Origin of the sequence: Mesorhizobium xinjiangense, from assembly GCF_009749525.1 — a bacterium.
Taxonomy (GTDB): Bacteria; Pseudomonadota; Alphaproteobacteria; order Rhizobiales; family Rhizobiaceae; genus Mangrovimarina; species Mangrovimarina xinjiangensis.
The window spans coordinates 1-11,348 of the sequence record NZ_WOAC01000010.1 but is presented as its reverse complement, the minus strand read 5'-3'; the positions used below and the strand labels follow the sequence as shown (position 1 = coordinate 11,348).

At 64.6% G+C, this 11,348-nt stretch carries 13 protein-coding genes; 10 read left to right on the top strand and 3 right to left on the bottom strand.

The annotated features are described in order from the left end of the window. Window positions 1–4: 4 nt before the first annotated feature. The gene (locus GM909_RS11935) at window positions 5–439 is read left to right on the top strand and encodes a CopG family transcriptional regulator (RefSeq protein WP_157016617.1); all 435 of its coding nucleotides are present in this window, start codon (window positions 5–7) and stop codon (window positions 437–439) included. A 113-nt stretch (window positions 440–552) separates the two neighbouring features. Here GM909_RS11935 and GM909_RS11930 read toward each other — a convergent pair whose 3' ends face one another. Then, complete coding sequence (locus GM909_RS11930) at window positions 553–1,398, bottom strand: LysR family transcriptional regulator (protein WP_157016616.1); 846 nt, start codon at window positions 1,396–1,398, stop codon at window positions 553–555. Window positions 1,399–1,492: 94 nt separating this feature from the next. Between GM909_RS11930 and GM909_RS11925 the strand changes: the two genes are divergently transcribed. After that, the gene (locus tag GM909_RS11925) at window positions 1,493–2,452 is read left to right on the top strand and encodes a quinone oxidoreductase family protein (RefSeq protein WP_157016615.1); all 960 of its coding nucleotides are present in this window, start codon (window positions 1,493–1,495) and stop codon (window positions 2,450–2,452) included. Between the two features lie 184 nt (window positions 2,453–2,636). On the opposite strand, the gene GM909_RS11920 is transcribed toward GM909_RS11925, so the two are convergent. After that, the gene (locus GM909_RS11920) at window positions 2,637–3,317 is read right to left on the bottom strand and encodes a class I SAM-dependent methyltransferase (protein ID WP_157016614.1); all 681 of its coding nucleotides are present in this window, start codon (window positions 3,315–3,317) and stop codon (window positions 2,637–2,639) included. A 5-nt stretch (window positions 3,318–3,322) separates the two neighbouring features. Beyond that, window positions 3,323–4,219, bottom strand: coding sequence for an NAD(P)/FAD-dependent oxidoreductase (locus tag GM909_RS11915; protein ID WP_157016613.1), 897 nt, complete (start codon window positions 4,217–4,219; stop codon window positions 3,323–3,325). A gap of 179 nt (window positions 4,220–4,398) precedes the next feature. On the opposite strand from GM909_RS11915, the gene GM909_RS11910 reads away from it, so the two are divergent. The 8 genes from GM909_RS11910 to trbL all read left to right on the top strand — a co-directional run. Then, window positions 4,399–4,836: an Rrf2 family transcriptional regulator gene (locus tag GM909_RS11910; protein WP_157016612.1), complete on the top strand. Its 438-nt coding sequence runs from the start codon at window positions 4,399–4,401 to the stop codon at window positions 4,834–4,836. Window positions 4,837–5,241: 405 nt separating this feature from the next. Then, the gene (gene trbB / locus GM909_RS11905; RefSeq protein ID WP_157016611.1) at window positions 5,242–6,264 is read left to right on the top strand and encodes a P-type conjugative transfer ATPase TrbB; all 1,023 of its coding nucleotides are present in this window, start codon (window positions 5,242–5,244) and stop codon (window positions 6,262–6,264) included. Beyond that, window positions 6,245–6,577: a TrbC/VirB2 family protein gene (locus tag GM909_RS11900; protein ID WP_157016610.1), complete on the top strand. Its 333-nt coding sequence runs from the start codon at window positions 6,245–6,247 to the stop codon at window positions 6,575–6,577. Before trbB ends, GM909_RS11900 begins: the two co-directional genes overlap by 20 nt. Then, window positions 6,577–6,858: a VirB3 family type IV secretion system protein gene (locus GM909_RS11895; RefSeq protein WP_157016609.1), complete on the top strand. Its 282-nt coding sequence runs from the start codon at window positions 6,577–6,579 to the stop codon at window positions 6,856–6,858. Before GM909_RS11900 ends, GM909_RS11895 begins: the two co-directional genes overlap by 1 nt. 16 nt (window positions 6,859–6,874) lie before the next feature. After that, window positions 6,875–9,340, top strand: coding sequence for a conjugal transfer protein TrbE (gene trbE / locus GM909_RS11890; RefSeq protein ID WP_157016608.1), 2,466 nt, complete (start codon window positions 6,875–6,877; stop codon window positions 9,338–9,340). After that, on the top strand, window positions 9,327–10,097 hold the full coding sequence (trbJ, locus tag GM909_RS11885) for a P-type conjugative transfer protein TrbJ (protein WP_157016607.1): 771 nt from the start codon (window positions 9,327–9,329) through the stop codon (window positions 10,095–10,097). Before trbE ends, trbJ begins: the two co-directional genes overlap by 14 nt. A gap of 28 nt (window positions 10,098–10,125) precedes the next feature. Further along, window positions 10,126–10,407, top strand: a complete 282-nt coding sequence (gene trbK-alt, locus GM909_RS11880; RefSeq protein ID WP_157016606.1) for a putative entry exclusion protein TrbK-alt — start codon at window positions 10,126–10,128, stop codon at window positions 10,405–10,407. Between the two features lie 6 nt (window positions 10,408–10,413). Further along, window positions 10,414–11,348, top strand: a 935-nt coding sequence (trbL, locus tag GM909_RS11875) for a P-type conjugative transfer protein TrbL (RefSeq protein ID WP_157016605.1), incomplete at its 3' end; no start/stop codon positions are given.

The window sequence follows — 11,348 nt, the reverse complement described above, 5'->3', positions numbered from 1 at the left end:
TATCATGACGAAATCGCCAAGGAAGCAACGGCTCTCCGTCTATCTCGAGCCCGACGTCATGAAGGCGCTATCAGAGCACGCCGCGCGTCGTGGTCATTCGCTGTCGCTGGTCGCCGAGGCCGGCATCGCGTCCTTCCTCTCGCCGGACGCGGCCGAGCGCCAGGAGGCGGCGATCACCAAGCGCCTCGACCAGCTCGACCGCCGCATGACGCGGATGGAACGTGATCTCGGCATCGCCGTCGAGACGCTGGCGATCTTCGTGCGCTTCTGGCTGAACACGACACCGGTTTTGCCTGAGCCCGCAGCGCAGGCTGCGCGCGCCAAGGCGAGCGAACGCTATGAGGCCTTCGTCGCGGCGCTGGGGCGCCGCCTCGCGACTGGGCCAAAGCTGAGGCAGGAGATTTCCGAGGACGTCATCCCAGAACCTGACCAAGCTTGAGGCGAAGATCTCCCGGGAACAAGCAGTCCGAATCCCACCCCTTCCGCCAAACATCGCCGATTGCGTGACCAGCTTTCCTGTCCCCTGCCACTGCCGGCGACCTTGTTTGTGCGCTATTGGGCAAGCTCCGCTTTTAACGCTTCGATTGTGACGCGTATGCCCGGTGCGCCTTTCATGTCTGAATGAACGGCCAACCAGATGTCGCGGCGGAAGGCGGGTTCGTTTGTGTTTACGCACACAAGCGACTTGTCTCCCTCAACCGTGAAGTCAGGTAAAATCGCAACACCGGCACCTGCCTTGGTTGCCGCCAACTGTATCTCTGCGGTGCTGGCGGTAAAGGCGATAGGTCTTCCGGCTGCAATTTCCCGCAGTTTCACCTGCTGGGGTGCGGACGTCATGGCTCCGTCATAGCCGATGAATGTCCACTTCGCCTCGGGCGTCTGCGCCAGATAGGCCGGGCTGGCATAGAGGCGAAAGGTCATCGCACCGAGGTTTGTGATCGTGAACTCACCCTCTTCGGGGCGGCTGAGCCGAATGGCGATGTCCGCCTCGCGCCTTTCCAGCGCCGCACTGCGGGATTCGCCGATGAGCCGTATCTCAAGGCCGGGATGGCGTTGTCGCAAGGCGGCAAGTGGCGCAACAAGTCGGGCGGCCGCGAACGCCGGCGGGGCGCTGACGGTGATCACGCCGCTCAGCTCGGCGCGCGCCCCCGCGGCCGCGCGTTCGATCGCAGCCGCATCGCGCCCCATGCCTTGCGCCATCGTCGCGATCCGCTCGCCATCCGGTGTCAGCATCAGCCGACGCCCGCGTCGATCCACCAGCTTGACCTTAAGATGCGCTTCCAGCGCGGCGATCCGGCGGGCGACCGTCGCATGTTCGACGCCGAGACCCTGCGCCGCGCGGCTCAGGCTGCCATGTGTCGCGAAGGCCGAGAAATGGCGCAGGTCGTCCCAATCCATATGTTAGTATTTTCCCATTAGTTGGGAAAATAAAGGGAATTTTTCGCCGATCGTAAAGCCTGCATGATTGTCCCCCTAGATGGAGGCAGTGATCATGGATGTTCAGGTTCGTATGAAAGGGGCCGGTGGCCCCGAGGTGTTCGAGGTCGTGGACGCCGCGCCGCAGGCGCCCGGACCCGGCGAAATTCGCCTTCGCCAGCACGCCATCGGCGTCAACTTTATCGACGTCTATCATCGCAGCGGGCTTTATCCACTGCCCGAGCCGCGTGTTCCGGGCGTCGAGGGGGCCGGGACCGTTGAGGCCATAGGTCAAGATGTCGAGGGCCTTCGGGTGGGGGACCGCGTGGTCTATGCGGGCATTCCAGGCGGTTACGCGTCGACACGGCTGCTGCCTGCCTGGCGGGCCGTCCGGCTGCCCGACGACATTCCGTTCGACGTCGCGGCGACATCCATGCTGCGCGGTCTAACCGCGCACATGCTGCTGAATGCCGGCTATCCGGTGCGTCTCGGATCGGTGCTGCTGGTCCATGCCGCTGCCGGCGGCCTTGGCGTGATGCTCACGCGCTGGGCCGCGCATCTTGGCGCCACCGTGATCGGAACGGCAAGCACGGAAGAGAAAGCGGCTCTGGCCGTGGCCAACGGGGCCGGTCACGTCATCCTCGGACGAAATGCGGATATTCCCCGAGAGATCTCCGATCTGACGGACGGACAGTGCGTCGACTTCGTGATCGATGGCATCGGCGGCGACATGCTTGGCAAGTCGCTGAGGTGCGCGCGTCCGTTCGGTCTTGTCGCGAGCATCGGCTGGGTCGCGGGACCGGTTCCTCCGATCGGGATCGAGGAACTGGGAATGGCCGCATTGGCGAAGCCGAGCGTCATGGCCTATTCGTCCGACCGGGATCGCTATACGCGCGCGAGCCAGGCGGTCATCGACGCGTTCGGGGCGGGCATTGTCTGCCAGATCGGCGGAACCTGCCGGCTCGCGGAGGCCGTGAAAGCACATGTGGAGCTTGAAGCTGGCCGCACGACCGGCAGCTTGGCTCTTTTGCCATGAGGTTCCACCCAGTCGGTCATAGTGCAATAGCGCTCAGTTTCATCTCGCACGGTTCGCCATAAACCACCGATTGTCCTCAACATACGATATTGCCGCCGATCACCGCACGCCGCCAAGCGGCATAGTGAACCGCCGATTCCATGCTGTAGCCGATATATTCGACAGACCAGGCGTTTCATTGAAGCTAGCCGGCTGTTCCGACCCAGCCGCGGAAGGAGAAGGCGGCGTAATACAGCTCTACGTCAGTGAACCCGGCCTCGCGCAGCAGGTCTTCTTCCTGGGCCGGCGTAAGCAATGACAGGCGCTCCATCATCATCCTGCCGGTGGCTGCCGCCTTCGCCCAATCAAGCTCCTCACGATCGCCGAAGGCGATCGAACGCGTCATCCAGCGCTCGGGGTCGGGACCGGGTGCCGAGTGCTCCGCGACCACAAGACTGGTGCCCGGCCTAAGACGGCGGCGAATGTCCTCCAACGTCCGCAGTCGCACCTCCCGGTCGAGGTGATGTAGCGTGAGAAGGCATGTCGCGCCATCGAACGGACCTGCGGGCGCCTGATCGATGCTGCCTTGGATCAGATCGACACGATCTGCAAAAGGGTTGAGCGTTTGGCGCGCAAGGTCCAGCATTGCGGGTGAAGGATCAACGCCGGTGAAGCGCCAAGCCGGCTGCGCCTCGGCCATGGCCTTGGTTTCCATGCCGCCTCCCGCACCGACAACGAGTATATGCGCGTCTCCCAGGGCCTGTTCGGCAAGAAGCAACATTACCATGCGATGAAGATCGGCCAGCCCGGGCACCTTGCGAGGGGCATTGGCCGCGTAGGAGGCGATGGCGGCCGGGTTGGTGAAGGGTGCGTGTTTGTGATCCATGACGGTTAGCCTCCGAACACCAGCGAACGATGAATTGCCAGCGCGGCCATGACGCCGTCCGCGCAGGCAAAGGTGATAGTGTGCCCCATCCGCGTGATATCCCCCGCGGCATAGACCCCGGCGACATTGGTCGCCTTCATTTCGTCGACCGTCACCACCGATCCGAGGGGACCTTCCTCGACCGCGCATCCGAGCCTTTCGGCAATATCGCTGTTGAAGCGATTGCGCGGACCGACGAATAGCGCGTCGATCGGTTGCTCGACGCCATTGCGGAGACGGATCGCCGACAGGCTCGTCCCCTCACCGACAAGGCAATCCACGGGCTCGGGCTCGATTGTGACGCCCCGCTCGTCGAGTTTCGCCGCAACGTCTGGCTCAATCGTGCCGCCATTGAGAAAGAAGGTCGTCGGCCCCCATTCGGGGATCAAGGTGGCCTGATGCGCCGACATTGGCGAGAGATTGAGGACGCCGAACCGCTCGTCGTTGAACTCGTAGCCGTGACAATAGGGGCAATGGATAACGGTTCGCCCCCAGCGTTCGGCGAGGCCGGGAAGGTCGGGCAGAATGTCGCTGACTCCGAAGGCCAAGAGCAGCTTGGCCCCGGTCACCGCTCCGCCATTCTCCAGCGTCACCCGAAAACGGTCTTCCTTGCGAGTAGCGTTCAGGGCTTTCAGATCGCGGAACTGCACGGTCGGATAGGCCGCCACTTGTGCGCGCATGATTTCGAGCATGGCCTTGGGATCGCTCCCGTCCTGGGCAAAAAAGCCGTGGGAGGCGGCAGCAAAACGATTGCGCGGCGCGCCTGTGTCGAGCACCAGGACCGAGCGGCGCGCCCGGGCGAGATAAAGGGCGGCCGATAACCCCGCAAAGCTCCCCCCGACAATGATCGTGTCGAAAGTCATATGTATCTCCTTGAGTGCAGTCGGCGGTCCGTTCCGACTGGACCAGGAGCGCCAACACATGTAACAGTTAGAGATACATAATCGCATCGGCATCATGTATCAATAGGAGATACGAATATTCCGCGCGGTCGGCGGCACCGTAGCGATATCCGACGCCGATGCACAAAAGAGGCTATACGATGAACCGAGATACCCGTCTTTCCGACGTCCTCCACGTCCTGCTTCATATGGAGCAGGCGAACGAACTGCTTACGTCAGATGTGCTGGCCCGGAGCATGGGAACCAATCCGGCCGTGTTCAGGCGGACAATGGCGGGGCTGCGCGAGGCGGGCCTGGTTCGTTCTGAGAAGGGACATGGTGGGGGGTGGCAACTGGCGCGTCCGTTATACGAGATCACGCTTCTAGACGTCTATGAAGCGCTCGGCCGCCCCAATCTTTTCGCCATCGGTAATCGCAGCGAGCACGCCGAGTGCCTGGTGGAAAAGAACGTCAACGCCGTGATGGTGGATACCATGGCAGAGGCCGCGACCCTGTTTACCACGCGCTTTGGCGAGATCACGCTCGACCAGATTGCGCCGCGCCATCCGGTGTCCGCCAGCGTGCATGCCCACAGATGACGCCAGCGGCCGCGCCGCGCTAAGCGGTCAGCAGGTCGCCAGACCCAAAACCGACCGCACAGAGCGTCGACGCGCTTCCCAAAAGCCAGCGAATGCGAGATGGCGGCTAACCTGTTCGACCTGTGCGAGAGCCTCCGACCTGGATTGGACGCGGATGAATATCTCGTACAATCAGGAAACGAGGACGATCGACGACATTTCGTGCGGCTAGAGCCGGTGCGGCCCGACTTGTCTTAACGAGCACTTCGCCAAGAAGTATTTCAGCCCTCCGCCGTTTCCCTGTATTTATACGCCACGGTACGACGACCACATTTTGGTTGTTGTCATGCCTTGAATTCTGCCTCTTCTACTTATCCCCGACCCAGGGTCGCGCATTGGGCGCGCCCGCAAGAGAACGGGGACGACGTGGCAAACCTTCATCAGAAATCCGAGGCGATCCTTCGCGGCGCGCGCATGTTGCGCACGGCGCTCGGGTCCGCGATCGCCGGATTTCTAGAAGATCCCGCGATCGTCGAGGTGATGCTCAACCCCGATGGGCGGCTCTGGGTCGACCGGCTCTCAGAAGGGCTTACCGCAACGGATCAGAACCTCTCCGCGGCCGATGGAGAGCGCATCATACGCCTCGTCGCGCACCATGTCGGCGCGGAGGTCCATACTGGAAGCCCGCGCGTCTCGGCTGAACTGCCGGAAACAGGGGAGCGGTTCGAGGGGCTCCTCCCGCCCGTCGTGGCGGCGCCAACCTTCGCGATCCGCAAGCCCGCCGTCGCCGTCTTCACGCTCGGCGATTATGTGGCAACGGGAATCATGCTCGCCAGTCAAGCCGAGGCGCTGCGGATCGCGGTTGCGGAACGGCGCAATATCCTCGTGGCCGGAGGCACCTCGACCGGCAAAACCACGCTGACGAATGCGCTGCTCGCCGAGGTTTCCAAGACCTCCGACCGCGTGGTGCTGATCGAAGACACCCGCGAACTGCAATGCACCGCACCGAACCTCGTCGCCATGCGGACCAAGGATGGCGTCGCGACGCTATCTGATCTCGTCCGCTCCTCGCTGCGCCTGCGTCCCGATCGCATTCCCATCGGCGAGGTGCGCGGGAGCGAGGCCCTCGATCTCCTCAAAGCCTGGGGAACGGGTCATCCGGGCGGCGTCGGCACCATCCATGCCGGCACGGCGATCGGTGCGCTGCGCCGTCTCGAACAGCTCATCCAGGAAGCCGTCGTCACCGTTCCGCGCGCGCTGATCGCCGAGACCATTGATCTCGTGGCGGTCCTGTCGGGACGTGGCGGCGCCCGCCGTCTTTCCGAACTCGCTCACGTGGAAGGCCTCGGGCCGGATGGCGATTACCGCGTCACTGCCGTCGTCGCGCCCGACGCACCTCTTCTCACACCAGTCGCAAAGGAAAACCCACATGAACCAGACCCTGCGTAACGCCCGCCACCGCCTGGCTGCGGCGGCTTCGGTCGCGGTCATTACATTGATGACGGCGCCCGCCGCTCATGCGTCCGGTTCCTCCATGCCATGGGAGGCACCGCTCCAGTCCATTCTGGAATCGATCGAGGGGCCGGTCGCCAAGATCCTCGCCGTCATCATCATTATCATCACCGGCCTGACGCTCGCCTTCGGCGACACCTCGGGCGGCTTCCGTCGGTTGATTCAGATCGTCTTCGGTCTTTCGATCGCGTTCGCGGCAAGTTCGTTCTTCCTGTCTTTCTTCTCCTTCGGCGGCGGGGCGCTCGTCTGATGGCGGGTGCCGACGAACGCGGCGGGGACCTGCTCGGCTTCTCGGTGCCGGTCCACCGGGCGCTGACCGAACCGATCCTGCTGGGCGGCGCGCCGCGCGCCATCGCCATCATGAACGGCACGCTCGCCGGCGCAATCGGCCTTGGTTTGCGGCTCTGGCTCGCTGGCATGGCGATCTGGGCCATCGGGCATCTCGCGGCGGTCTGGGCCGCCAAGCGCGATCCGCTCTTCGTCGAGGTCGGCCGCCGCCACCTGCGCATTCCCGCGCATCTGACGGCCTGAGCGAGAGGAACCGCCCATGATGAACCTCGCCGAATACCGCAACCGCAACGCCCAGCTCGCCGACTACCTGCCCTGGGTGGCCCTCGTGGGCAAAGGCGTCGTCCTCAACAAGGACGGGAGCTTCCAGCGCACGGCACGGTTCCGGGGACCGGACCTGGATTCCGCGGTTCCGGCCGAGCTTATCGCCGTCGCCGGCCGGCTGAACAATGCGTTTCGCCGTCTCGGCTCGGGCTGGGCCATCTTCGTGGAGGCGCAGCGCCATCCCTCGAACAGCTATCCCGACAGCCGCTTTCCCGACGCGGCATCCGCGCTGGTGGATGCCGAGCGCAAGGCAAGTTTCGAGGAGGCCGGAGCGCACTTCGAGTCGAGCTATTTCCTGACCTTCACCTATTTGCCGCCGGCCGAGGACGCCGCGCGCGCGGAGAGCTGGCTCTATGAAGGCCGCGAGACCAAGGGCGTCGATGCGCACGAGGTCCTGACCGGCTTCGCCGACCGCACCGATCGCGTGTTGCGCCTGATCGACGCCTTCATGCCCGAATGCCGCTGGCTCGACGACACCGAGACACTGACCTATCTGCATGGCTGCGTTTCCACGAAGCGCCACCGCGTCCGCGTGCCCGAGACGCCGATCTATCTGGACGCGCTGCTTGCCGACCAACCGCTTGCCGGCGGGCTCGAGCCACGACTCGGCGACGAGCATTTGCGCGTGCTGACGATCACCGGATTCCCGACGGCGACCACGCCTGGTCTGCTCGATGAACTCAACCGGCTCGCCTTTCCCTATCGCTGGTCGACCCGCGCCATCCTGATGGACAAGACCGATGCGACCAAGCTACTGACCCGCATCCGGCGCCAGTGGTTCGCCAAGCGCAAGTCGATCGCCGCGATCCTCAAGGAGGTCATGACCAACGAGGCTTCGGTGCTGGTCGACACCGATGCGTCGAACAAAGCGGCTGATGCAGACCTCGCCCTGCAGGAGCTCGGCGCGGACTATGCCGGTGTCGCCTATGTCACTGCGACGGTGACGGTGTGGGATACCGACCCGCGCGTCGCCGACGAGAAACTGCGCCTGGTCGAAAAGGTGATCCAAGGCCGCGACTTCACCGCGATGCCCGAAACGATCAATGCCGTCGATGCGTGGCTCGGCTCGCTGCCCGGACATGTCTACGCTAATGTCCGCCAGCCGCCGATCTCCACGCTCAATCTCGCCCACATGATCCCCCTCAGCGCCGTGTGGGCGGGGCCGGAACGGGACGAGCACTTTGCAGCGCCCCCACTGCTGTTCGGCAAGACCGAAGGCTCTACCCCGTTCCGGTTTTCCCTTCATGTCGGCGATGTCGGGCACACGCTCGTCGTCGGTCCGACCGGCGCGGGCAAGTCCGTGCTTCTGGCGCTGATGGCGCTGCAACTCCGCCGCTATGCGAGCGCCCAGGTCTTCGCCTTCGATTTCGGCGGCTCGATCCGTGCCGCGGCACTTGCCATGGGCGGCGACTGGCACGATCTCGGCGGCGGTCTCACCGAAGGCGACGAGCACAGCGTCTCGCTGCAGCCGCTTTCCCGTCTCGAGGAAACGGCCGAGCGCGCATGGGCCGCCGACTGGGTCGTGGCGATTCTCATGCGTGAGGGCGTCGAGATCACGCCGGAGGTGAAGGAGCATCTCTGGACGGCCTTAACCTCACTCGCCTCGGCGCCCGTCGAGGAACGCACGATCACCGGCCTTGCCGTGCTGCTTCAGTCCAACGACCTCAAGCAGGCGCTCAAGCCCTATTGCGTCGGCGGCGCCTATGGCCGTCTGCTCGACGCGGAGGCCGAGCATCTCGGCGGGGCTTCTGTGCAGGCCTTCGAGACCGAGGGCCTGATCGGCACCGGCGCGGCGCCGGCGGTCCTCGCCTATCTCTTCCACCGCATCGAGGACCGGCTCGATGGCTCGCCAACGCTCATCATCATCGACGAGGGCTGGCTGGCGCTCGACGACGAGGGTTTTGCCGGCCAGCTCCGCGAATGGCTGAAAACGCTCAGAAAGAAGAACGCGTCCGTCGTCTTCGCTACGCAAAGTCTCAGCGACATCGACGGATCAGCCGTCGCGCCGGCCATCATCGAGAGTTGTCAGACGCGATTGCTCCTGCCCAACGAGCGGGCGATCGAACCGCAGATCACTGCCATCTACCGGCGCTTCGGCCTCAACGACCGCCAGATCGAGATCCTCGCGCGGGCGACGCCCAAGCGTGACTATTACTGCCAGTCGCGGCGCGGCAACCGGCTCTTCGAACTGGGCCTGAGCGAAGTGGCACTCGCGCTCTGCGCCACTTCCGCCAAGACCGATCAGACCGCAATCGCCCGCATCCTCGCGGAACACGGCGGCCCCGGCTTCCTCGATGCCTGGCTGCGCGAACGCGGTGTCGACTGGGCGGCCGACCTCATTCCAGAGCTCAGCAATCTCACCCCCCAAGCCGAGAAGGAGACTGACCATGAAGACTCGTAAACCCCGCACGCTTGCGGCCCGCTTTGCCGCCGCGCTCATCGCCGCGCCGGTCGCTGCGCTGCCGATGGTGCTTGCGCCCCCGGCCGCGGCGGCGTGGATCGTCTACGACCCCACCAATTATGCACAGAACGTGCTTCAGGCGGCGCGAGCCCTCGAGCAGATCAACAACCAGATCACCTCGCTGCAGAACGAAGCGCAGATGCTTATCAACCAGGCCCGCAACCTCGCGAGCCTGCCTCATTCGTCCTTGCAGCAGCTCCAGCAGGCGGTCGGGCGCACCCAATCCCTGCTTAGCGAAGCCCAGAACATCGCCTTCGACGTCCAGCAGATCGACCAGGCGTTCCAGCAGAATTACGGCAACATCGATCTGAGCATGTCGGAACAACAACTCGTCACCGACGCGCGCGCACGGTGGCAGAACACGGTCGGCGGCTTGCAGGACGCCATGCGCGTCCAGGCGGGCGTCGTCGGCAATATCGAGACCAATCGCGCGCAGATGTCCGCGCTGGTCGATCAGAGCCAGGGCGCGACGGGCGCCTTGCAGGCGACCCAGGCCGGCAACCAGCTCCTCGCATTGCAGGCGCAGCAGCTTACCGACCTCACGGCGGTTGTCGCCGCCAATGGCCGCGCGCAGGCACTGACCGACGCCGAGCGCGCGGCGGCGGCCGAGCAGGGTCGCATCCAGCGCCAACGCTTCCTGACGCCGGGCACTGGTTACCAGCCTGGCAATGCGCAGATGTTCAGCAACGGTAACTGACGGGTCAGACGGCCGGAAGGGGGAAGAGATGGAGGGCAAGAACCTGGCGCGGATCGGAGCGATCGTCTTCGTCGCTTTCGCCATTACGGCGGCGGTGATCGAGATGACGCGCAAGGACGAACCGGGGCGACCGGCCTCTACGCCGGCGCTGGCGCCTTCCGCCGACCCGCTGCGCGCGGATCAGCGCCGCTGTCAGCAAATGGGCGAAGCCGCCGCAAACGATCCCGAATGTCTCCGCGTCTGGGCCGAGACCCGCGACCGCTTCCTTGGTCGCACGCCGCCTGCCGCACCGCAGCACAACGAGGACTAGCGATCCATGGGCGGCACAGGCGTCATCGACAACTTCCTCGGGGTCTTCACCAGCTATATCGATAGCGGCTTCGGCCTCCTCGGCGGCGAGGTGGCCTTCATCGCCACGACGCTGATCGTCATCGACGTCACGCTCGCCGCCCTGTTCTGGTCATGGGGCGCCGACGACGACATCATCGCCCGCCTGGTCAAGAAGACCCTGTTCGTCGGCGTCTTCGCCTACATCATCGGCAACTGGAACAATCTTGCCCGCATCGTCTTCGAAAGCTTCGCGGGCCTCGGCCTGATGGCGTCGGGCACCGGTTTCACCGCAGCCGATCTGATGCGGCCCGGCCGCGTCGCACAGACCGGGCTCGATGCCGCCCGGCCACTGCTCGAATCCATCTCCGACCTGATGGGCTGGGTCGCCTTCTTCGAAAACTTCATCCAGATCGCCTGCCTGCTGTTCGCCTGGGCGTTGGTGCTGCTGGCCTTTTTCATCCTTTCTATCCAGCTCTTCATCACGCTCATAGAGTTCAAGCTGACGACGCTCGCGGGCTTCGTCCTCATTCCCTTCGGCCTCTTCGGCAAGACCGCCTTTATGGCCGAACGGGTGCTCGGCAACGTCATTTCCTCCGGCATCAAGGTTCTGGTGCTCGCCGTCATCATCGGCATCGGGTCTACGCTGTTCTCGCAGTTCACCGCCGGCTTTGGCGGCGTCACACCGACCATTGACGAGGCCATGGCCGTGGTGCTCGCCGCGCTCTCGCTGCTTGGCCTTGGCATCTTCGGGCCAGGAATCGCCAACGGTCTCGTCTCGGGTGGGCCGCAGCTCGGCGCGGGAGCCGCGGTCGGCACTGGCCTTGCCGTCGGCGGCGCGGCTCTTGCCGGCGCGGGCGCCGCCGGTCTCGCCGCACGTGGCGCTGGCGTGGCGATGTCAGGCACGGCGGCAGCCGCCCGTGG

Excerpts from the sequence above, each read along its gene's own strand:
- GM909_RS11935 (WP_157016617.1), top strand. The coding sequence starts at position 5 with ATGACGAAATCGCCAAGGAAGCAACGGCTCTCCGTCTATCTCGAGCCC.
- GM909_RS11930 (WP_157016616.1), bottom strand. The coding sequence starts at position 1,398 with ATGGATTGGGACGACCTGCGCCATTTCTCGGCCTTCGCGACACATGGC.
- GM909_RS11925 (WP_157016615.1), top strand. The coding sequence starts at position 1,493 with ATGGATGTTCAGGTTCGTATGAAAGGGGCCGGTGGCCCCGAGGTGTTC.
- GM909_RS11920 (WP_157016614.1), bottom strand. The coding sequence starts at position 3,317 with ATGGATCACAAACACGCACCCTTCACCAACCCGGCCGCCATCGCCTCC.
- GM909_RS11915 (WP_157016613.1), bottom strand. The coding sequence starts at position 4,219 with ATGACTTTCGACACGATCATTGTCGGGGGGAGCTTTGCGGGGTTATCG.
- GM909_RS11910 (WP_157016612.1), top strand. The coding sequence starts at position 4,399 with ATGAACCGAGATACCCGTCTTTCCGACGTCCTCCACGTCCTGCTTCAT.
- GM909_RS11900 (WP_157016610.1), top strand. The coding sequence starts at position 6,245 with ATGAACCAGACCCTGCGTAACGCCCGCCACCGCCTGGCTGCGGCGGCT.
- GM909_RS11895 (WP_157016609.1), top strand. The coding sequence starts at position 6,577 with ATGGCGGGTGCCGACGAACGCGGCGGGGACCTGCTCGGCTTCTCGGTG.
- trbE (WP_157016608.1), top strand. The coding sequence starts at position 6,875 with ATGATGAACCTCGCCGAATACCGCAACCGCAACGCCCAGCTCGCCGAC.
- trbJ (WP_157016607.1), top strand. The coding sequence starts at position 9,327 with ATGAAGACTCGTAAACCCCGCACGCTTGCGGCCCGCTTTGCCGCCGCG.
- trbK-alt (WP_157016606.1), top strand. The coding sequence starts at position 10,126 with ATGGAGGGCAAGAACCTGGCGCGGATCGGAGCGATCGTCTTCGTCGCT.